The following is a 22,580-nucleotide window of genomic DNA, read 5'->3' on the forward strand; positions in this document are numbered from 1 at the left end:
CAATTTGCCTAACATCAACCATGACAGACGAAGTAAACGAGTTCTAAAAAGGCAACGGTATTGATCTTGAAATAGCGGTCAAAGGGCTATCTTTTTTCATTGACAGCCCGGAGGCTCATATGTGTTAGATTTTATGTATTTTTTGCTGAAAACCGCATCGCTACATAAAGCACGGGTAATATAAGGAATTATTGGGCTAATAAAAAGTCTGATTGAAAAACTTTCGATAATCGGTGATTATTTATGCGCTCAATTGAAAAAGAGCGTTAGAAAAGACACTTTTTTCTAAAAAAATATTTTCGCTACGTTGAAGAGAAACACATTATGAGTCTTAAGAAGCAATACCTTAAATCTAAACCAGTGTGCAAAGTGACATTTCGACTGAATGCGGAAGCAGCAGGAGAAGCGAAAAACGCAGAGCTTTGCGGCGACTTTACTGGCTGGGACGAAAAGCCCCTGTCGATGAAAAAGCTAAAAAGCGGTGACTTCACCCTAACAGTTAACCTAGAAAAAGATGCAGAATATCAATTCCGCTACCTTTTAGACGGTAAAACTTGGGAAAATGACTGGGAAGCCGATGCATATAGAACATCACCAGTTAGTTTTGAAGAGAACTCCGTAGTTCGCGTGTAAGCCACTTGCAAGCCACACTAAAATAATTACAGATTCCCTACAGAAAGGGCTGCAGAAGCAGCCCTTTTTTATTGCGTGTTGTCGCTCGTATTCAAACAGGTATTCAGTCAGCTGTTATACAAACATACTGCTAACACTTGATTAAATAGCGCTTTCCAATTCTGGAAGTACTTCAAACAAGTCACCCACCAAGCCGTAATCTGCAACTTGGAAAATAGGTGCTTCTTCATCTTTGTTAATTGCGACGATAACTTTAGAGTCTTTCATACCAGCAAGATGCTGAATAGCACCAGAAATGCCCACTGCAATATAAAGCTGAGGAGCAACAATCTTTCCTGTTTGACCCACTTGCATGTCGTTGGGCACAAAACCGGCATCAACGGCTGCACGAGATGCCCCCATAGCTGCGCCTAATTTGTCAGCAATACCTTCAAGGAGCTTGAAGTTCTCGCCGTTTTGCATACCGCGACCGCCAGAAATAACCACATCGGCAGCAGTAAGCTCAGGACGCTCTGACTCTGTAAGCTCTTCAGATACAAAATCAGACTTCTCGTTTGCTTTTACTACGTCGATAGCAGCAACTTCAGCGCTATTGCCTGTTGGAGCAGCATCGAAAGACGCAGCTCGCACAGTAATCACTTTCGTTGCGTCGCTTGATTGTACAGTCGCTATCGCATTACCCGCGTAGATAGGACGAATAAACGTGTCTTCGCTTTCTACGCCAATGATATCGGAAATTTGAGCTACATCGAGAAGTGCCGCAACGCGAGGCATGAAGTTCTTGCCTGTGGTTGTTGCTGCTGCAATGACATGAGAATAATCGCCCGCTAGTTCAAGTACTAGGTCTGCAACATTCTCAGCTAGCTGATATTTATAAACCGCGTTGTCTGCAAGCAATACCTTGGTAACGCCGTCTACTTGCGCCGCTGCATCAGCAACCGCCTGACAGCCTTCACCAGCAACCAATACATGAATGTCGCCACCCATTTGCTTTGCAGCATGCACTAGTTTATTAGTTTCGGTTTTTAGGCTCGCATTGTCGTGTTCTGCGTATACAAGTACTGTCATGAGATCACCTTCGCTTCATTTTTAAGTTTATCTACTAACTCAGCAACGTCTGCTACCTTAATACCACCCTCGCGCTGTGGCGGTGGCGTTACTTTAAGCACTTTCACGTTAGATTCTAGCGCTACACCAAAATCTGCCGCTGCTTTAACATCTAAAGGCTTGCGTTTAGCCTTCATGATATTAGGAAGTGATGCATAACGAGGTTCGTTTAAGCGAAGGTCTGTGGTTACTACCGCAGGAAGAGAAAGCGCAATAGTTTGAAGGCCGCCGTCTACTTCACGTGTCACGTGCACTTTTTCGCCGTCGATGGCTACTTCAGAAGCGAACGTGCCTTGAGGCATTCCCGTTAATGCTGCTAGCATTTGACCCGTCTGATTGTTATCAGAGTCGATGCTTTGCTTGCCTAGGATAACCAGTTGTGGCGCTTCTGCTTCAACAACTTTAGCTAAAAGCTTAGCAACTTGTAAAGAATCTAGGTTTTGATCGGTATCAATCTGAATGCCGCGATCAGCACCTAATGCCAATGCCGTGCGAATTTGCTCTTGGCAGCTTTTATCGCCAATTGAAACAACAACGATTTCAGTGGCAATGCCCTTTTCTTTTAATCTTACTGCTTCTTCAACAGCAATTTCACAAAACGGGTTGATGGCCATTTTTGCATTAGTAAGGTCGACGCCAGATTCATCGGCTTTCACTCTTACCTTAACGTTGTAGTCGATCGCGCGTTTGACCGGTACGAGTATTTTCATATTTACCTCAATTATAGAGTTCGTCGGTGTCTACTACGTTTCACTAATAATTAACTATTAAAAATTAAAAACGTATTACTTCACCACGCTTTTTGAAACTTTAATAAAGCACTTTACGTTAAAAAAGAAACTGTGGAACGTCCGTTTTTACAAGGCTAGCTCGAAAAAGGCATTAACACCACGTTTACCAGCGCATAAAATGCGTTGTTAGTTAACGTTAACGTAAACTGCTATGCAATGTACTTACTGTTGACGTAAACGTCAACCTGGATTACCTTGCAGGTCGACATTTAATTTACATGTTTTTGACACATTGCATTATTTGTTTCATCTATAGTGCATTATAAAAATACGAACATAAGGAGCCTCCCGTGGAACGAGAATCGATGGAGTTTGACGTAGTCATCGTCGGTGCCGGCCCAGCTGGACTATCAACTGCTTGTAAGCTAATGCAGCTTGCAAATGAAAATGACCAAGAATTAATGGTTTGCGTAGTCGAAAAAGGCTCCGAAGTCGGTGCACATATCCTTTCGGGCGCCGTTTTTGAGCCTAGAGCTATGAATGAGCTTTTTCCTGATTGGAAAGAGAAAGGCGCACCGCTCAATACGCCCGTTACCGAAGACCACATTTACCTGCTTAACGATGAGAATTCGGCTAAGAAGCTGCCAAACGGTATTACCCCAAAAACCATGCATAATGAGGGCAACTATATTGTCTCTATGGGTAATATTTGCCGCTGGCTTGCAGAACAAGCTGAACAGTTGGGTGTTGAAGTATTCCCTGGCTTTTCTGCCGCAGAAACAATTTACAATGAAGACGGTAGCGTTGGTGGTGTAATAACTGGCGACATGGGCGTTGGCGAAAATGGCGAGCATAAAGATGGCTACATGCCGGGAATGGAGCTTCGCGCAAAATACACGGTATTTGCAGAGGGTTGTAGAGGCCATCTTGGTAAAGAACTTATTTCTCACTTCAACCTAGATAAAGACAGCTCACCACAACATTATGCCATTGGCTTTAAAGAAATCTGGGATATCGACCCAGCCAAACACCAGCCAGGTTTAGTGGTGCACAGCGCGGGATGGCCATTAGATGAAGCCACTGGCGGCAGCTATCTGTATCACGCAGAAGATAACCAAGTGTTTGTGGGCTTAATTGTTGACCTTAATTATGAAAACCCTTATTTGAGTCCGTTTGATGAGTTCCAACGTCTAAAACACCACTCGGTATTTAAGCAATATCTTGAAGGCGGGAAGCGCGTTTCTTACGGTGCTCGCGCCATTGCTAAGGGTGGATTTAACTCACTGCCTAAAATGACGTTCCCTGGCGGTCTACTCGTAGGTTGTAACGCCGGTACGCTAAACTTTGCGAAAATTAAGGGCAACCATACGGCCATGAAATCTGGCATGCTGGCTGCTGAGAGTATATTTGAAGCAATAAAAGAAAATAATGAAGCACCGGTTAAAGAATTAACCAGTTTCACAGACAAATTTAAATCGTCTTGGGTATACGATGAATTATTCCGTTCGCGTAACTTTGGCCCGGCAATTCATAAATTGGGTAATTTCTGGGGCGGTGCATTTAACACCTTAGAACAAAACTTCTTTAAAGGTAATTTACCCTTTACCATGAAAGATGAGCATAAAGATTATGCGCAGCTGAATGAAGCGGATAAATCACAAGAAATCAGTTATCCAAAACCAGACGGCGTCTTGAGCTTTGACAAATTATCGTCTGTATTTTTATCCAATACAAACCATGAAGAAGATCAACCCTGTCATTTGCAATTGAAAGTTCCTTCTATTCCAATTCAAATAAACTTGCCCAAATTTGCAGAGCCTGCTCAACGTTACTGCCCTGCTGGTGTTTACGAAATTATTGAAGATGAAGGTGAAAAGCGTTTTCAGATTAATGCGCAAAACTGCGTACACTGTAAAACCTGCGATATTAAAGACCCAAGCCAGAACATTAAATGGGTAGTGCCTGAAGGTACTGGCGGTCCTAACTATCCAAATATGTAAATGTGGAGTCGATTTGTGTAAAAGTTTGCTTTTTTAGCGACTGAATTACGCTGTATATCGTATTAAATTAAAAAGTGGGCTCTGCCCGCTTTTTTTTTGCCCGTTTATTAATTATTATCATTATGAATTTACACCCAACGTACTAAGGTTAATTAATGAGTGATTTTTTAGATATTTTAACCCATGGAAGACGTTTACAAGGTGCAGTAAAGGAATTAAGCATTGAAGAACTGGAAGAAGTTCAAGAGAAATTAGCAAATATTGTTGATAAGCGAAAAGAAAAAGCACTAGAGCAAGAAAAAGAAGTACAGGAAAAACGGGAAAAACTGGCCGCCATTAAACAACAAATGGAAGAAGCAGGTTTAAATGTTGAAGACCTACAGGCTTTAAGTAGCGAGACAAGTAAGAAAACAGGTAAAAAGCGCCCCGTTAAATACAAGCTTATTGACGAAAAAGGCGTTGAGCATCCTTGGACCGGTATTGGCAGAATGCCACGAGTTTATAAAGACGCCCTTGATAGTGGTAAATCGTTGGATAGCTTTTCAATTAATTAAGGCACGCCTTAATACATACTGTTATTAATTACATTTATATAGGTCTGCATTGCAGGCCTCTTTTTTTCATCAATTTATTTGGCGACTACGTGGATATAAATTACAAAATATCTCAATGCGATAATTCATCGTCATGGCTTTTTTTAATTCATGGATTATTTGGAAGCGCTGATAATTTAGCAATAATTAAACGGCATTTTGAAAAACAATACAATATTGTAAGCATCGACCTTCCCGACCACGGTGAATCGAAATGGACAAATGGATTTGACGTCACTAACGCAGCCAGCGCCATTAACGATATTGTCGAAGCACTTTCCCTTTCGAATGTAGCCTTACTAGGTCATTCTTTAGGTGGCAAAGTCGCTATGCAATTTGCACTTAACTATCCAGATAAAGTGAGCCATCTTGTTGTGGCTGATATTGCGCCCGTTGCTTACAACCATAGGCATTACAATATATTTAATGGTTTAAATGCGGTTCCATTAGATGAGATACAAGGTAGAAAAGACGCTGAATCGGCAATGGCTGAGTTTATTGAAGAACCTGGTGTTCGACAATTCTTACTGAAAAGCTTGTACAAAACGGACGAAGGTAAATGGTCTTGGCGATTTAATTTAGCAGGACTGATAGAGAGCTACCCTCACATAGTAGATTGGCAACAAACGTCAAAACAATTCAATGGGCCTACCTTATTTATAAAAGGGGGCAATTCCGATTACATAACCGCAGAGCATAAAGCCGCTATCGGTACCTATTTCCCGAATGCGAAAGCGCATATTATCGAAGGTGTCGGGCACTGGCTGCACGCAGAAAAGCCTGCGGCCTTTAATGCAATTGTAGAGAGAATGTTACAAAAAAATTGATTTTTTGTATTGTTAAAACAATCTCTTATTAAACTTGCGATGACAGCGAATACTATTACATATTTTTGAATGTTTTGGTCTCTTACACATTCGCATATTGTGATATCATTCGCGCAGATTTTGTAGATTACTGATATTGAATTAACGAAACCATGCTTGCAGAAAACTATGAACTGATAGAGTCCATTATGCTATACGGCGGTCTTGCAATACTTTTTGCATTGATGGGCTTTGCTGTGCACGATGTATTGCGTAAGAACGATGTTCCTCTTATCGGTAAAGTAGTGACCTATGGCGTGCTTGGCTTAGGTGCCGTGGGGTTTCTAGCTAAGGGACTCATCGAATGGTTCTGGCTTAATTCAGGCGTTTAAACAGATAGAAATGATTAATAGAGGTTAGTTATGGCGAGCGTTGGCCTATTTTTCGGCAGTGACACGGGTAATACCGAACACGTAGCGAAGATGATTCAAAAAGAATTAGGTAAGCAACTCATTGACGTAAAAGACATTGCTAAGAGCAGCAAAGAAGATATTGCCGAGTTTGACCTTCTTATCTTTGGAATACCTACGTGGTATTACGGGGAAGCACAATGCGATTGGGACGACTTTTTTCCAGAGCTTGAGGCCATCGACTTCAATGATAAGCTAGTGGCAATTTTCGGTTGTGGCGATCAAGAAGACTACGCTGAGTATTTTCTAGATGCCATGGGTATGGTGCGTGATATCGTTGAAGCGAAAGGCGCAATTCTTGTTGGTCAGTGGTCTACCGATGGCTACGACTTTGAAGCGTCTAAAGGCATGGCTGATGACAATCACTTTGTCGGTCTTGGTATTGACGAAGACAGACAGCCAGAGCTTACTGACTCTCGAGTGAAAGCTTGGTGTAAGCAGATTCACGACGAGCTATGTCTCGCTGAACTGGCGTAAGCAACGCCCGTTTATTAAAGATAATAAAAAACCGCTCATGATGAGCGGTTTTTTTGTGCCTGGTATTTTATTTCTGGCATTAAGCTTTCGTTTACAATTGAAAACGCTCAACCGCTTTTCGCAAGCTTTCAGTTTGCGCATCTAACTTCATGGTCGATTCGTTAGACTGCCTTGTGCTTTGAGCACTGGAGTCTGCCAAGCTGACAATGGTGTTTAAGCTTTCTGCTACGTCGGCTAACAACACGTCCTGCTGTTCAGTATCGGTGACAATGTGCTCGTTGATGTTGCTCAGCTGCTCGATAATTTCCCGAATACTTTTTACCTGCTCTGCGACCTGGTGGGTTATATCAACGCTGCCCTTTGCCTGCTCTTTCCCAGATTCAATGGCTTTAACCGCTTCAGCAGCATCTTTTTGTAAGTTGCCAATCATCTGCTCAATTTCTTCGGTTGAGTCATGAGTTCGATTCGCTAGGGTTCTTACTTCATCGGCAACGACGGCAAACCCACGTCCTTGCTCCCCTGCTCTGGCAGCCTCTATGGCTGCGTTAAGCGCCAGTAGATTAGTTTGTTCTGCAATGGTTTTAATAACGTCAAGTATGCTACCAATGCTACGAGAGTTATCATCTAACCGGGCGATAATCTCTGCAGATGTTTCAGCCTGTTTAGCTTGGCTATCTACTTGCTGTCTGTTTCGTTCTACGAGGTGGCCAATGTCTTGACTCTGATTGGTTATATCCCGTAGCGCAGACATAGCTTGATTAATTTGTTTGAGATTGCTGCGGCTTTTTTCCTGAACATGTTGCGTATTGGTGGACGTAACAGTGACTTGTTCTCGCTGCTCATCCACATCTAAAAGACTCTTGTCACCCAACTCTACGCTTTCTTTGGCTATCTCAATTAACCGTGTTTCCTGCTCTAATATATTCCCAACCAGCTCTCTTAGGCTGTCGGTCAGGCTATTCACTTTGGCAGACAGTGCTGAGAACTCGTCATTACCTTCTTCAGACAGCTTTTGGCTTAGGTCACCCTTACTCAATAAACTCAAACCGCGGTTAATACGGCCAAGAGGTTTTGATATGCTGCGGGTAACCACAACGGCCAGTACAATGGCGGTAATAAGGCCAAACACAGCAACAATAGTATTTTTTACCAAGTTAGCTTGTACAGATTCTAATATCGCGTTTTGCCCACTTAACGCTTGAGTCTGAACCCGTTTAAAGAGTGCGTTGATATCGTCTAAGGCCGTATTTAGCGATGAATTTGCATTACCTCGTTCTGTCACCGTACTTTCGATCATATCTAGCTTGGCTGTTTGCAGCGCCGTTAGCTTTTCAACAGCGACAAGTAGTGCGTCGAATTGCTCGTTAAACGCACTCACTGTGCCACCGTCGTCTATCCCAGTTGCTAGTCTATTGATATAGTCTTTATCAACTTGAAGATTGCTGAGTTGATAGTTCAAATCGTCAATAATCCCTAAGCTTTCTTCTGAGTGATTAGACTCTGCCAATTCGATAAAGGAGTCGTTCATTGTCAGAAGCTTGTTATCAATTGCGGTGCCAGCACCAATGAGTGTTTCTATGCTTGGATCATTAGAGTCGATGTAGGAAAGATCAAGCATGAGTGCACTAGCTTCATCGGCCACCATAAGCACTTGTTCAAGCTGGCTTTGCAGCTGCGCTTCCACTTCCATGCGAGATTTTATAGCCGAATACATTTTGTTACTGCTATCCACATAATGAAGGCTATCTGAAATTGCCTTTTGGGCATCGTCACTTGAGGGCATTAAGGATTTGAGATTATCGAGATCTTTTGTAAATTCAGAGGACAAAGCATCGAATAATGCTTTATTTTTTTCAAAAGAAGTGGCGCTTTCTACATGAAAACCGTTTGCTGTTATAACAGATAAGGACAAAATTTCTGTTTTCACTCTTACCATGCTGGTCTGCTCAGGCATTTTTCGCTCTACAACATCTTCTGCAGATTTTCGAATATCATTAAGCCCGAAGTAAGATAAAACACTGGTAAATAAAAGTAAGCATCCGAACAGACCAAAGCCTAATGTTATTTTATTTATTATCGTTAACTGCATAATAGGATCCAACAGGTACGCCGACACAAGTAAGGAGTGTCACAATAGTCATTCAATTCTAGTTTAACAGTATGTAAATTCAATGCACCAAAAGTTTATATCTATTTTACATGTTCGCGTTTCTTATCCTGCACTTAATAAACAATCGCTGCTGTAATGCGCTTAATCGAACAAACACTTTTCTCTTCCTCGCAATTTGTGCAGTGCGCAAAATTCGTTCATCAGTTTAAAGAAAGCCTAGTTTTACTTTAAAATCGCTACAAGTTACCTATAATACCCCCAAATGTTTTTCACACTTTGTCAGTAGGTTGTAATGGATCAAAATAAAGAATTGAAAAGAGCAGGGCTTAAAGTCACTCTGCCTCGCCTTAAAATTTTACAAATTCTGCAAGACCCAAATAATCAACACATTAGTGCGGAAGATGTGTACAAAATTCTTATCGAACAAGATGAAGAAATTGGTCTGGCTACGGTTTACCGAGTTCTTAACCAATTCGACGACGCTGGCATTTTAAATCGTCATCACTTTGAAGGCGGCAAATCTGTTTTCGAAATAAGCCATAAAGACCATCACGATCACTTGGTATGTCTTAAGTGTGGAAAAGTGATTGAGTTTGAAGACGATATTATCGAGCAGCGACAAGAAATGGTGGCAAAGCAGCATAATATTAAGCTTACTCACCACAGCCTGTACCTTTACGGTGAGTGTACCGACGGGAACTGCGATACCCTCGACTGATCAACACACTTTCGTAACTTGCAAAAAAACCTGCTCTAGTACCGGCAGGTTTTTTCTTTTTCGACGCCGCTTATATGCGCATTAAGCGTCAAATTTATAAGCGTGATACGCCCTTATTGCACGTTCCCACACTTCACCTGCCTCGCCCTCACCGATGACATGCCCATCAATTTCAATAACCGGAGACACTTCCTTACTCGATGACGTAAGCCACACTTCATCTGCATCGAGCAGTGACTCTTTAGAAAACCACTCCTCTACAACGTTAAGGTTTGCACGCTTAAAAGATTCTAGTGCAATATGGCGGGTGATCCCTGGTAGCAATTCATTATTTAAGGGCGGCGTTTTAATCATGCCGTTTTTCACCATAAATACGTTGCACGAACTTGCCTCAGTTATCAGCCCTTTCTCGTTAAACAAAATCGTTTCGTTAACACCAGCTTTCACGCCACTTTGAAAGTGCATGACGTTGCCAAGCAACGATGTGGACTTTATATGGCACCGTTGCCAGCGCTTGTCTTCTTCTAGCGCCACTTTAAACACCTTGGCACTGCTTCTTGAATTTGACTGGGGTGCTGCCATTTCAAACGCGAAAGCAAAAACCGTTGGTGTAACGCCAGTTGGGTATGCATGATAACGCTTAGTGTCAGTACCTCGACTCACATGGAAATACACTCCCACGTTACCACTTTCTATATGCTGAGCATTTTCTGTTGCCAGCTGCAGCACAATGGATGTCCACATGGCATCGTCATAAGGATTATCAATTTCAATGGCCGATAGTCCCGAGGCCAACCGCGACAAATGCCCCTTAAGCCCTACTGGCTTCCCCGCATAGGTCGGTATCACTTCATAAATACCATCGCCAAATAGGAAGCCCCTGTCCATAGGTGAAATTTTTGCTTCACTAAGTGGAAGGAATTCACCGTTTAAAAAAGCGACTGTCATGCTATTTCTCCTCTCAATCGCTGCACGTGTTGCCGAGACAAAAGAATGTCGGCTCGGGCTTCTTCACTATTTTGAAAAATAAAGGAAACCGTTTCACCGGGAACCCGCTGAGCCAAGCGATTTACATCGAGTGGGTTTAAACATCCTAGCTTCGGATAGCCACCCAGAGTTTGTCTATCGCGCATCATAATAATAGGCTGTCCATCTGGAGGTACTTGAATTGCGCCTACATGAATAGCCTCTGAGCGCATAGTCGACAAAGATGAAGCAATATCTGCTCCGGTCAAACGATAGCCCATTCTGTCGATTGATGAACTGACCGTATACTCTGAGCTTTCAAACATGCGCTTCGCTACCTGACTAAAATGCGCTTCTTGATAACCTTTAATGACACGTAACGGCGCATTTATGTCACAGGCAGTACGCGTCCCGCACTTTTTCGACATGCTGTGTTGCATTGACAAGCGGTGCCGCATTGGCAGCTGACGAACAGATACCGCTTCATACGTTTGCTCATCGCAACGACTTATATCGATACAGTCACTGTCGCTAATCACCCGACCATCGCCATGAAGGCCGCCAAGGGATTCTCGAACTACAGTACATGCACTGCCAACCTGATAAGGAACCTTCCACTTACCATAAATAGCAAGATACGCCTTACTTCCAACATATTCACTTTCAAAGCTTAAGCGGTCATTTTTATTGACCTTGATACTGGAATAAGACGGTTGGTCATGCCCATTTACCTGCACCTTTACCTGCCGCCCAGCAACGGCAACAATAGTAGGCTCACTAAAACAGACCGTCATTTTCCCCATCACTTCTAAACAGGGCGTATTGTCAGGATTGTGAGCAAGAAAATTTGCCCAATGATACGCCATTTCGTCCATAGGGCCGGATTGGGAGAAGCCCTGACGCTGCTTACCTATTCTGCCTTCATCAACAATCAGGCTGAAAAGGCCTTTCGAAATTACTTCAACCTTCATGATAGGCGTTAAACTCACTTTCTGTTATCGACACAAATTTTACGGTATCACCAGCACTTAGCAAAGGTTGATTGTCTTTATCCAGCATGTTTTCAGGGCACAGGCCCATTAAGTTCCAGCCGCCGGGAGATTCGCTAGAATAGACAGCGGTTTGTCTATCTGCGATGGCAACCGCTCCCTTCGGCACTTTCTTTCTGGGCGTGCTTAATCGTGGGCACTGTAGTTGTATCGGAATATCTCCCATGTAGCCAAATCCAGGGGCAAACCCCACCGCGTAAACCTTGTATTCCACGCTGGTATGAAGCGAAATAATATCTTCAATTGATAAGGTTGTTTTTTTACTAATTTCAGCAAGATCGTTAGCGTCTGGCGCACCATACCACACAGGCAATGTATGGCATTTTCCTGCGGCTACTTCAGTTTCACCACCCTCCTGGCTACCACCTGCAGGGCCAATCAAGGTGTTTCCACCGTTTTGCCAGCTGCGAAGCGTATTATATACAAAGTGGCTATCGACTCGCTCAATATCGAATATAATTAATAAGCTATCGTAGGATGGCACACATTCTACAAGCCAAGGTCGTTCGCTATGACTGGCAGCCCTATCAAATACACGCAACCATTGCTGACAGGCGGCATTTGCTTGCTCTAGGTTTGAACCTGAAAAATACAACATAATGGCATTTGCTCCCACGGGAACAAACTGCTTAATACTGCCAAAAGGTTGCATGTGCACCTCCTATCTTACGATCACTTTCAAAATAACCTGTTTTTTGAAACAACATAGTTATAGATAAGCTCTAATTTGACGGGCTATCTCTACAGCGCCGGTTGTATCGCCGTGCACACACAAACTGTCTGCTTGAATAGATAACGTGGCGCCTGATGCAGTTATTACTGTGCCCTGCTCTATAAGTTGTTTGGCTTGTACTAACGCCTCTTGCGAACTGAGTACAGCGCCGTCTATTTGACGCGACTGCAGATAGCCTTCATCGGTATAGCGTCTGTCAGAAAAAGCTTCAAACAGCAGCGATACACCATGCTGTTTTGCTTCATCTGTGATTTCTTGGCGTTCAGATGTGGCTTGTACCATCAACGGAAGTGTTCCTTGGCACATGGCGGCAACACTTTTCATCACCGTTTGCCTAATGTCTTTATTTTTCATCATGTCGTTATAGAGTGCACCGTGGGGCTTAACATAATCGACCGTCGTTCCCACAATGGCAGCCATACCTATCAACGCACTTACTTGGTATTGAATACAGGCGCTAAGCTCATTTGCTTGCATTGCCATACTTCTGCGTCCAAACCCTTGTAAATCAGGGTAAGACGGATGAGCACCAACCGATACACCATGGGCTTTGGCAATATCCAGCGCGGCTTTCATGACTAACGGATCGCCAGCGTGGAAGCCACAGGCTATGTTTGCTTGGTCTATTTCAGACATAATGTCTTTTTCCACAGGCATCGACCAGGCCCCAAAACTTTCACCTAAATCGCAATTTAACTTCATAATGGTTTAGCTCTTAACTCCAATCCGATATTATGTTACCTGTTCTATTAAAAAAGTCAGTGTTAATGATAAATATTGGAAAAATTAATACATTGCGCGTGGTGGCAGAATACCCTTTTGGGTACGCCCTAGCCGCCCTAGACGCGAATGAAAACGAGTTTGAGCGTGGGACCGAAAACGAAGGTGCTGCTGTATTTGATTCAGAGGCCCACACCCTTGGCATCGATGAAACCGTTACTCTTCCTCTTGATGAGGTTGAAACACCCCTTGCAACAAATGCGGAGATAGATGTATTTGTTGCTACGAATCAGCGTGGAGAGCCCTACGCAACGGTGAAAAAACCGCTGATTCAAGTGGGTGAAGTCAAAATATTAAAAGCGGTATCTGCAACCAACTTTGGCGCTTTTTTCGACTGGGGATTAGATAACGATTTACTCGTTCCAGACGACTATCAAGCTGAGCCTGTCAGTGCAGGTATGAAATACGTTGTTTATACGTTTTTTGACAATAAGACCCAGCGCATTTTAGGTGCGACCAAGCTTCACTACTTTTTACAGGAAAGCAACGCCTATTTGAATGAAGGCGACGATGTTGAATGCCTAGTTTATGCCAAAACTGATCTTGGTTTTAAAGTCGTGATAAACGAAAAAAATCTTGGTCTGATTTTTCACAGCGACGCGTTTAAACCATTGAAAGTAGGTCAAGCTACCTCGGGTGTAATAAAAACAATTCGCGAAGATGGTAAAATTGACGTTGTCCTTCAGCGTATTGATAAAGATGCGCGAAGTGAGCTTCAGCAGGCTATTTTAGATGATTTAGACGCCCACGGCGGCATATCGACACTCACTGATAAGAGTGCACCTGAAGATATCTACACGCATTTTAATGTGAGTAAAGCGGCCTATAAAAAGGCATTAGGTGCTCTGTATAAACAGAAAAAAATCACTATTAACGCTGATGCAATACGATTGAACACTAACACTTAATCTACACAATTCAGGATATATAATGAAAGCACGTGTTTCATGGGATAAAGACCTTACGTTTACTGGTACTACCGACAGTGGTTACAACACCGTGATGGATGGAAACGGCAACGCTGTTTCACCTATGGAATCGGTGCTTGTTGCTATTGGTGCCTGTTCAAGTGTGGACGTAGTCGATATTTTGAAAAAAGGGCGCTTTGACATTACAGCGTGTCATTGTGAACTTGAGGCGAACCGCGCTGAAGAGCCACCACGGGTGTTTGAAAAAGTACATGCTCACTACACGGTGTCGGGAACGGGAATTACCGACAAAGCGTTAGCCCGTGCTGTGCAGCTATCAGCGGAAAAATACTGTTCGGTCATGTTAATGCTTAAGGGCAATGTTGACATCACCACCAGCTACACCTTGGTTGAATAGATAATCAGTGGAATAAGCGTTGTCTAGGCAGGCTTTGGGTTTTTAGACTTTAGTTTAAATCGCTGTAACTTAGTGATATTGGCTAACAGATAGTAAAAAAGGCTAACCATTTCGGTTGGCCTTTTTGTTTTTCATCCCTACAAACCTCTAACCCACTGAAATTTATAGCGTTTAGTTTACTGGCACGTTATCTGCTGATACTGGTCATTATGATATAACGACAATAAATGTTAGGGCATTGACCATGGAAACAACACATAACACCTCATATCAGCACTCAAACAACGCTTCACTTCGCAGTTCGAACACTCATTCTCCACTTTTACGCTATGCCGTTATCGGTAGCACAATTCTAGCGCTTAGCGCATTTGCAACTGGCTGCACAGATGCTGATGCGATTGATGCAGCGAATGGCTCTGACAAGGTAGAAGAGACGGTATTCGCTATTCCCGTTGAAGCACTGCACTTAAAAACGGGCGACATTACCTCAACGTACGATACCACCGCTATTTTAGAGGCCCGTGAAGAAGCGTTTGTCTCTGCCCGCGCATCAGGAATTATTGAAGCCATATTCGTAGAAGAAGGCGACTACGTGGAAAAAGGACAAGCGTTGGCACAGCTAGATAAGCGACGGTATGAGCTTAATGTGTCAAAAGCACGCGCGGATTTACAAGGTATCGAAAACGAGCTTGAACGCGTCAACAAGGTATACTCGCAAAAACTCATTAGTCACGATACCTACGATAAACTCAACGCTCAGTATGAATCAGTCAAGGCCTCGCTGAGCATTGCTGAATTAGATTTAAAAGAAACCACGATAGAAGCACCTATCAGTGGGTTTATTGCATCTCGCAATGCCAAAGTAGGCAACCTCACCGAGTCTTTCCAGCGTGAAAGAATGTTTCATATTGTGCAGCAAAAAGACCTTCAGGGCGTGGTATTCCTACCAGAAAACGAACTAACGAATGTGTCTGTAGGCCAGGTTGCTACCCTAAACGTTGCCGCGTTAAACGATCAAGAAATAACCGCACATGTTGAGCGTATCAGCCCCGTTATTGACGCCACTACCGGCACCTTTAAAGTAACCCTGCGAGTGCCCAATGGACAAAACACGTTAAAAGCCGGCATGTTTACCGATGTGTCTCTTGAATATGCCACTCATGCCAATACCACACTAGTGCCCCGCCGTGCTCTGGTTACCATTGATAATACCCACAGCGTTTTTGTAGTCGACGGTGGCGTGGTTAAGAAAGTCAATGTATCTACCGGATTTGAAAATAACGATGTTATTGAAGTCACTCACGGGTTAACCGGTAACGAACAAGTCGTTACTGCGGGACATCAAAACTTAAAAGACAATGCGCCGGTTGAAGTTGTAAACAGCTAAGCGAAGATAAATAAGGAATAGTATTATGCGTATTGTCGATATTGCTGTTAAGCGTCCCGTCGCCGTTTCTATGTTTACTTTCGCGGTGTTGTTATTTGGTATGGTGTCTCTTGGTAGGCTGTCGGTGAATTTATTGCCTGATTTGTCTTACCCCACTTTAACTATACGCACCGATTACGATGGCGCCGCCCCCGCAGAAATAGAACAACTGGTATCTAAACCCATTGAAGAATCCATCGGCGTCGTTAAAGGCGTGCGTAAAGTTACCTCTACCTCACGTGCGGGCCAATCAGACGTGGTCTTATCCTTCGCTTGGGGTACAGACATGGACTTTGCCAGCTTAGAAGTGAGAGAAAAGCTAGACGTACTTCGACTTCCTCTGGACATTGAAAAACCTCGACTGCTGCGTTTTAACCCCAGCTTAGATCCCGTCATTAAGTTAGGCCTCACTACTGACACCGAAAACCTTTCCGAAAGCGGTATGAAGCGCTTGCGCTTATACGCCGAACAACAAGTAAAACGAGGCTTAGAGTCTGTTGAAGGTGTTGCGGCCGTGCGATTAGGCGGAGGGCTAGAAAATGAAATTCACATTCTTATTGACCAGCGTAAAGCCAGTCAGCTATCCATTCCTATCACGGATATTGTTGAGCGCATAAAAGCGGAAAATGTTAACGCTGCAGGCGGAAGAATAGACAATGCCGCCCAAGCCTTTTTAGTTCGAACACTAAACCAGTTTGAAACACTAGACGATATCGAAAACTTATTTATCGGCCGCTCAGGTAATCGAAACATCCAGTTAAAAGATGTTGCCGTGGTACAAAGTGCCTATAAAGACAGGAGTGTTATCACGCGCTTTAATGGCACTGAAGGTGTTGAAATAGCAATCTATAAAGAAGGTGACGCTAATGCGGTGGATGTGGCTAAAAATGTGTCACGTCGCCTGAAAGAAGTACAAAAAGCCCTCCCCTCAAATTATGCACTTGATCAAACTTATGATCAGAGCGTGTTTATAAAACAGGCCATCGACAACGTGAAGTCAGCAGCCATTGTGGGCGGTATTCTAGCGATGTTGGTGCTGTATTTGTTTCTAAAAGACTTCTGGGCAACGGTCATCATTTCTGTGTCTATTCCTGTATCTGTTATCGCCACATTTAATTTAATGTATGCTAACAACATAAGCTTAAATATGATGAGCCTTGGCGGTATCGCCCTTGCTGTTGGGCTATTGGTAGATAACAGCATTGTTGTGCTTGAAAATATTGACCGCCACCGCAAACACAAGCGTGACTTAACAAAGGCTCAACATGGCGAAGACGCTACGCAATTTGAGGCGGCCTCTAAGGGCACCAAAGAAGTATCAGGTGCGATAATCGCCTCTACATTAACCACCATGGCCGTCTTCGTTCCACTTATATTTGTTGAAGGCATTGCTGGTCAGTTATTTCGAGACCAAGCACTAACGGTTTCCTTTGCCCTTGCTGCATCTCTCGTGGTAGCGCTCACCATCATTCCGGCGATGGCGAGAAGAAAATCAACGCAACAATTAACTCACCAAGATACATTCGATAACCCGTCAGCCTCTGTAAAAACTGCCCCCACTAGTCTGTTAGGTAAAATAGCGTTTTACGCCACCTGGCCTGTTAGAGCGCTGTTTAAATTTGTTTTTGTTTTCTTACCTGCCGCTCTTGTGACCTTGATAATTGGTGCATGGCACATTATCAGCAAATGTTTGTCGGTAGTGTTCACACCACTTGTTTGGCTGTTTTCCAAAGGGTTTGACGGCCTATCAAAAGCGTATGAAGTGTTGTTGAAAGCAAGCCTTCGCGCTCGAACGGCAGTGCTCGGTATTGCAGTAGCCGTATCTGCTGGAGGGGTTTTACTGTTACCCCAGTTGGGCATGGAGCTCATTCCCACTATGTCACAAGGAGAGTTCTCAGTAGAAATCACTTTGCCAGCAGGTTCTCCTTTGCAGAAAACCGATGCCGAACTCAACGCACTAGCGGCCGTTGTATTTAATGAGAAGAACAACGTGGGCAGTGATTCAACAGGCGAACGTAAGGACGAACAACAGAGTGGATCGCACACAAAAGTACAGCGTACTTATGCGATGTCTGGAACGGGCAGCCTCATAAGTGCTGCGCCTAATCAAGGTGGCGATCATTGGGGGCGCTTAAATGTGGTTATGCACGCCAATGCCACCCAAGATGACATGCAGCAGGTTCAGAACACTTTGCGTGATTATCTAAACAACAAACCAAATATCGAATCAGTGTTTTCAGAGCCTGAACTATTTAGCTTTTCATCGCCAATTCAGGTGGAAATTACGGGATACGATTTAAATCAGTTGCAAGAATATGGTGACGCTATTGCGCTTAAGCTAGCAAGCTTTGCTAATTTTACCGATGTAACCACCAGCATTCGAGATGGCAATCCAGAGCTTAAAATAGTCTTCGATCACGCTAAGCTTGCTCGGCTAAACTTAGATGCCGCCACTGTGTCGCAGCTTATCGCAGCCAAAGTGGGCGGGCGCATTGCCACCCAATACAGTGTTGAAGATAGAAAGGTTGATGTACTGGTTCGCACTATTGAAAGTCAGCGCAACGATATAGCGGGCGTAAGGGCAATTGTAATTAATCCTCGTTCAACACAGCCTATTCCCTTAAGCGCAGTAGCCGATGTTTATATGAGCGTGGGTCCAAGTGAAATTACCCGTGTGGGGCAGCAGCGTGTCGCTATCGTTACGGCAAATTTAGCGAAAGGAAAGCTAGACGAAGCCGTTGAGGTTGCTAATACTGTGCTTAACGAAACACAGCTTCCTCTCTCACTCAGCGCCACCATTGCAGGTCAAAGTGAAGATATGCAAAACAGTTTCCGTTCGCTGCAATTTGCTCTCGCCCTTGCAGTTTTTATGGTGTACCTGGTTATGGCGTCGCAGTTTGAATCCTTACTTCATCCGCTTCTTATCTTGTTCGCAGTGCCACTTGCAGGCGCAGGCTCAGTGTATGGCTTGTGGCTCACCAATACACCGCTTAGTGTGGTGGTGTTTATCGGGCTAATTATGCTGTGCGGTATTGTTGTGAACAACGCCATTGTCCTTGTCGATAGAATAAATCAGCTGCGCAGAGACGGAGTGGAAAAGCACGCTGCCATAGTTGACGCTGCCCAAACCCGTTTAAGACCCATTGTAATGACTACATTGACAACCGTTCTCGGTTTGCTCCCCATGGCATTAGGTTTTGGTGAGGGTGCGGAAATAAGAACACCGATGGCGGTAACGGTTATTTTTGGATTACTGTTTGCCAGCTTACTTACGCTCATTTTACTGCCGGTGCTGTATAGCTTATTCGACAATAAAAAAGTACCTGTCGATACCAGTGCAGTGATGACACGCAACGAGCCTATTGCAAAGGGAGGCGCGCTATGAAGCCTTCACAAGAAAAGCCGCCCACTGTAGACGAGGTAGGTCGCGTAGACAATCTTGCTGATGTTAGTACTGATGTTGGTGCGGGTAAAGGCGCAGGTGCCGATGCTGGTAAAGTAGCAGGTATAGGTGCGGCGTTAGCAAGATTTGCCCTTAACAAACCCGTCACCATAGGCATGCTATTTTTCTCTATGCTGCTTTTTGGATTAGTATCCTCCAGACTGCTTCCGTTAGAAAAATTTCCCGGTATTGATATCCCCCAAATGGTTATCGAAATCCCCTACCCTGATGCTACTCCCATTGAGGTAGAAACCATGATAACGCGGCCTGTGGAAGCAGCCATTGCCACCATGTCAGGGATTAAGCGCCTGCAAGCCCGTTCTTATGATAATAAAGCCGAGATCGTTGTTGAGTTTGATTGGGAAGAAAACCTTAAAGCCAAAAGTATCGAGGCTAGAGAAAAGGTAGACGCGATAAGAAATGAGCTGCCTTCAGATATTGAACGCATTATGGTGTATAAATTTAACACCAATGACATGCCTATTTTTCAGCTGCGCGTGTCTAGCGATCGGGATCTTTCTAACGCTTATGACTTGCTTGAGCGCAACCTAAAGCACCCGCTTGAGCGAGTACCCGGCGTGTCGAAAGTTGAGCTTTATGGCACCATGAAACGTCAAATCACTATTCGGCTGAACGCTAAAAAGCTTTCTACCTATCGCATAGACAGTAATGAGCTTGAACGAAAATTACAGGGGGCTAACTTTTCCCTAACCGCAGGCTACATGTATAACGATGGTCAAAAGGTGCTTGTTAACCCAACAGGTGAATTTGACGACATTAACGACTTTAAACAAATGTGGATCAAACCCAATATTCGTTTATCGGATGTGGCCGAGGTCAGCTATGAATTGCCTTTGCGAAACGAGGGACGCCATTTAGACAGAAGCTTTGCTGTAGGCTTCAATGTTTTTCGTGAATCTGGCAGTAACTTGGTCAACGTATCAGACGCCGTAATGGCCGTGATCAATGAAGCAAAAAACGACCCTGAGTTTTCAGGTATCAACCTTTTTGTAATGGACGATACCGCCAAAAGCGTTACGTCTTCTCTAAGCGATTTGTTAAATGCGGGTTTACTAGGTGCGCTGCTGTCAGTCATCGTTTTATACTTATTTTTGCGCCAGCTGGTCACCACACTTATTGTTGTGCTGTCGGTGCCATTTTCAATATGTATCGCCCTGGGCGTCATGTATTTACTGGGTTACACCCTAAATATACTTTCACTGATGGGGCTAATGCTGGCCGTTGGTATGCTGGTAGATAATGCGGTGGTAGTGACTGAAAGTATTTTTCAAGAACGTCAGCAAAATGACGATATTTCTTATGCCACACAAAGCGGTGTCAACAAGGTAAGCTTGGCCGTTATTGCCGGTACGGCAACCACCGCCATTGTATTTTTACCCAATATCATTGGCGTTAAAATTGACGTAACTATCTTTTTAGAGCACGTGGCAGTTGCTATTTGTATTTCCCTATTTGCCTCTCTTTTTATTGCAAAAACCCTCATTCCTTTACTGACCACTAGAGTGAAAATTCCGGTGGTCAAGCAGTCCGCGCCCCCGGCTTACATATCTCGTTACGGAAAAATACTTCAGTGGGTACTCAACAATCAGGGTAAGACATCACTTATTGCTATTGCTATTCTGGCCTCCACGATTATCCCCATGCAGGCGGTGACGTCAGATGACGATGGCAATAACAACCAAGAACGCATTTGGCTGAATTACCACATAACCGAAAACTACACCCTATCAGAGGTAGAAAATACGGTTGAAAAAATGGAAGCGTATTTGTATGAAAATCAAGAACGCTTTCATATTAAACAGGTATATACCTATTTTACTCCAGGGTATGCTACAAGCGGCCTAACGCTTAACGACGACTTACCTGTACCAGTTAGCCAAATTAAAGAGGATATCCGTGAGTCTATGCCCTCTTTTGTAAGAGCACGTCCCACCTTTCAGTGGGAAAGTGGAAGTGGTGGCGGTATTCGAGTGACATTGCTCGGCGAGTCTTCAGAGCAATTAATGACAATTTCAGACCAGCTGGTGCCGGTTCTTGCCAAAGTGGAAGGACTTAAAGATGTAAAGGCTGACACAGGCTCAACCCGTGACGAAGTTCAAATTCGAATTGACCGAGAAAAAGCCAATCGATTTGGCATTGCGTTAAACGATGTTGCTAAGCTTGTCGCAACGGCTCTTCGCGGCAGTAACCTGAGAACGTTTCGCTACAGCGACGCTGGAGAAGTTAATGTACAGCTTAAATATGGCAGCGATATACAGTCCTCACTCAGTGCACTGAAAAATATTAATATCGGCTTTGCGCAAAACCAATCAATTACCCTAAATATGATTGCTGATTTTGAAATAAAGCCCCAGCTGTCGCAAATTAACCGTAGCTATCGCCAAACCGCGCTGGCTATTGGTGCCAACCTTGAGGGTGAAACCACCACCGCACAGGCGAGACAGCAAATAGAGGCAGCGCTCGAAAACATAACTCTACCTACAGGTTACAGTTGGACCTTAGACGGAAGCTTTTCTCGCCAAAATGAAGCTAATGCGGTTATGCAAATGAACATGCTATTGGCGCTTTGCATGATATACGTGGTGATGGCAGCGTTGTTTGAATCGCTGGTCTTACCTACATCCGTCATAACGTCGTTATTGTTTTCTTTCACCGGTGTATTTTGGGCGTTTATGGTAACCGGAACGTCAATGTCGGTAATGGGGATGATTGGTATGCTTATACTCATGGGCATTGTGGTAAACAACGGTATTGTGCTGGTAGATAGAATTAATCAGCTTATTAATGAGGGGCTGTCTTTATACGACGCTGTTATCGAAGGCTGCGTTACCCGAATAAGACCTATTCTTATGACAGTGGCGACCACTGTGCTGGGGTTAATTCCGCTTGCCATAGGCACAACGCGGATAGGCGGCGATGGCCCACCTTATTCCCCAATGGCCATCGCCATTATTGGAGGTTTGCTATTTTCTACACTAACCAGCTTGTTCCTTGTGCCGTTAGCATATGTACTACTCCTCAAGTTGAGATTCCACACTCAGCGACTCTTCATCAACGGACGTAACAGAGTGTCTCGTTGGGTAAGGGTTTGAGCCGAGCATCATTAACCAATTGTGGCTTACTGGCTGGGTGTGTGATGTTTTTTTAAAGAACAGCACCACCCGCCTTTTCATATTAACCATAGTCAACGCT

19 protein-coding genes are annotated in these 22,580 nt (G+C 43.9%); 12 read left to right on the plus strand and 7 right to left on the minus strand.

Annotated elements, in window-relative coordinates; all coding sequences use genetic code 11:
• Positions 1 to 324 precede the first annotated feature (324 nt).
• Positions 325 to 633, plus strand: coding sequence for an isoamylase early set domain-containing protein (locus tag O9X84_RS11195; protein WP_269519848.1), 309 nt, complete (start codon positions 325 to 327; stop codon positions 631 to 633).
• 141 nt (positions 634 to 774) lie between these two features.
• Here the strand turns inward: O9X84_RS11195 and O9X84_RS11200 are convergent, their stop codons facing one another.
• Together O9X84_RS11200 and O9X84_RS11205 are read right to left on the minus strand one after the other, a co-directional pair.
• Entirely contained in the window at positions 775 to 1,701 is a 927-nt protein-coding gene (locus O9X84_RS11200; protein WP_269519849.1) for an electron transfer flavoprotein subunit alpha/FixB family protein, read from the minus strand.
• Positions 1,698 to 2,450, minus strand: a complete 753-nt coding sequence (locus tag O9X84_RS11205) for an electron transfer flavoprotein subunit beta/FixA family protein (protein ID WP_269519850.1) — start codon at positions 2,448 to 2,450, stop codon at positions 1,698 to 1,700. Before O9X84_RS11205 ends, O9X84_RS11200 begins: the two co-directional genes overlap by 4 nt.
• Positions 2,451 to 2,821: 371 nt before the next feature.
• Between O9X84_RS11205 and O9X84_RS11210 the strand changes: the two genes are divergently transcribed.
• From O9X84_RS11210 to fldA, 5 genes are all read left to right on the plus strand, one after another.
• Positions 2,822 to 4,471: an electron transfer flavoprotein-ubiquinone oxidoreductase gene (locus O9X84_RS11210; RefSeq protein WP_269519851.1), complete on the plus strand. Its 1,650-nt coding sequence runs from the start codon at positions 2,822 to 2,824 to the stop codon at positions 4,469 to 4,471.
• A 155-nt stretch (positions 4,472 to 4,626) separates the two neighbouring features.
• Entirely contained in the window at positions 4,627 to 5,025 is a 399-nt protein-coding gene (locus O9X84_RS11215; protein WP_269519853.1) for an H-NS histone family protein, read from the plus strand.
• Between the two features lie 89 nt (positions 5,026 to 5,114).
• Positions 5,115 to 5,891 carry an alpha/beta fold hydrolase gene (locus O9X84_RS11220; protein WP_269519854.1) on the plus strand — a complete coding sequence of 259 codons (777 nt, stop codon included), beginning with the start codon at positions 5,115 to 5,117 and terminating at the stop codon, positions 5,889 to 5,891.
• Between the two features lie 152 nt (positions 5,892 to 6,043).
• On the plus strand, positions 6,044 to 6,262 hold the full coding sequence (locus O9X84_RS11225) for a DUF2788 domain-containing protein (protein WP_032095830.1): 219 nt from the start codon (positions 6,044 to 6,046) through the stop codon (positions 6,260 to 6,262).
• A 30-nt stretch (positions 6,263 to 6,292) separates the two neighbouring features.
• Positions 6,293 to 6,817 carry a flavodoxin FldA gene (gene fldA, locus O9X84_RS11230; protein ID WP_269519855.1) on the plus strand — a complete coding sequence of 175 codons (525 nt, stop codon included), beginning with the start codon at positions 6,293 to 6,295 and terminating at the stop codon, positions 6,815 to 6,817.
• Between the two features lie 91 nt (positions 6,818 to 6,908).
• On the opposite strand, the gene O9X84_RS11235 is transcribed toward fldA, so the two are convergent.
• Positions 6,909 to 8,906 (minus strand): methyl-accepting chemotaxis protein, encoded by a 1,998-nt coding sequence (locus tag O9X84_RS11235; protein ID WP_269519856.1) that lies wholly within the window; start codon positions 8,904 to 8,906, stop codon positions 6,909 to 6,911.
• A 313-nt stretch (positions 8,907 to 9,219) separates the two neighbouring features.
• On the opposite strand from O9X84_RS11235, the gene fur reads away from it, so the two are divergent.
• Entirely contained in the window at positions 9,220 to 9,645 is a 426-nt protein-coding gene (fur, locus tag O9X84_RS11240) for a ferric iron uptake transcriptional regulator (protein WP_032095827.1), read from the plus strand.
• A gap of 81 nt (positions 9,646 to 9,726) precedes the next feature.
• Here the strand turns inward: fur and O9X84_RS11245 are convergent, their stop codons facing one another.
• Genes O9X84_RS11245 through O9X84_RS11260 form a run of 4 tightly spaced genes read right to left on the minus strand, consistent with a single transcriptional unit; the run spans position 9,727 to position 13,095 of the window.
• The gene (locus O9X84_RS11245) at positions 9,727 to 10,593 is read right to left on the minus strand and encodes a D-amino acid aminotransferase (protein ID WP_269519857.1); all 867 of its coding nucleotides are present in this window, start codon (positions 10,591 to 10,593) and stop codon (positions 9,727 to 9,729) included.
• The gene (locus O9X84_RS11250) at positions 10,590 to 11,582 is read right to left on the minus strand and encodes a biotin-dependent carboxyltransferase family protein (RefSeq protein WP_269519859.1); all 993 of its coding nucleotides are present in this window, start codon (positions 11,580 to 11,582) and stop codon (positions 10,590 to 10,592) included. Before O9X84_RS11250 ends, O9X84_RS11245 begins: the two co-directional genes overlap by 4 nt.
• Positions 11,572 to 12,312 carry a 5-oxoprolinase subunit PxpB gene (pxpB, locus tag O9X84_RS11255; RefSeq protein ID WP_269519860.1) on the minus strand — a complete coding sequence of 247 codons (741 nt, stop codon included), beginning with the start codon at positions 12,310 to 12,312 and terminating at the stop codon, positions 11,572 to 11,574. The genes O9X84_RS11250 and pxpB overlap by 11 nt, the downstream gene beginning before the upstream one ends.
• A gap of 57 nt (positions 12,313 to 12,369) precedes the next feature.
• Positions 12,370 to 13,095 carry a 5-oxoprolinase subunit PxpA gene (locus tag O9X84_RS11260; protein WP_269519861.1) on the minus strand — a complete coding sequence of 242 codons (726 nt, stop codon included), beginning with the start codon at positions 13,093 to 13,095 and terminating at the stop codon, positions 12,370 to 12,372.
• A 65-nt stretch (positions 13,096 to 13,160) separates the two neighbouring features.
• Between O9X84_RS11260 and O9X84_RS11265 the strand changes: the two genes are divergently transcribed.
• From O9X84_RS11265 to O9X84_RS11285, 5 genes are all read left to right on the plus strand, one after another.
• Positions 13,161 to 14,081 (plus strand): hypothetical protein, encoded by a 921-nt coding sequence (locus O9X84_RS11265; protein WP_269519862.1) that lies wholly within the window; start codon positions 13,161 to 13,163, stop codon positions 14,079 to 14,081.
• A gap of 22 nt (positions 14,082 to 14,103) precedes the next feature.
• A complete protein-coding gene (locus O9X84_RS11270) occupies positions 14,104 to 14,499 on the plus strand; it encodes an OsmC family protein (protein ID WP_032095821.1) in 396 nt (131 codons plus the stop codon).
• 244 nt (positions 14,500 to 14,743) lie between these two features.
• Complete coding sequence (locus tag O9X84_RS11275) at positions 14,744 to 15,886, plus strand: efflux RND transporter periplasmic adaptor subunit (RefSeq protein WP_269519863.1); 1,143 nt, start codon at positions 14,744 to 14,746, stop codon at positions 15,884 to 15,886.
• A 25-nt stretch (positions 15,887 to 15,911) separates the two neighbouring features.
• Complete coding sequence (locus tag O9X84_RS11280; RefSeq protein ID WP_269519865.1) at positions 15,912 to 19,310, plus strand: efflux RND transporter permease subunit; 3,399 nt, start codon at positions 15,912 to 15,914, stop codon at positions 19,308 to 19,310.
• A complete protein-coding gene (locus O9X84_RS11285) occupies positions 19,307 to 22,480 on the plus strand; it encodes an efflux RND transporter permease subunit (RefSeq protein ID WP_269519867.1) in 3,174 nt (1,057 codons plus the stop codon). Before O9X84_RS11280 ends, O9X84_RS11285 begins: the two co-directional genes overlap by 4 nt.
• The last annotated feature ends 100 nt before the right edge of the window (positions 22,481 to 22,580 follow it).

The organism is Alteromonas sp. BMJM2, from assembly GCF_027257845.1.
Taxonomy (GTDB): Bacteria; Pseudomonadota; Gammaproteobacteria; order Enterobacterales; family Alteromonadaceae; genus Alteromonas.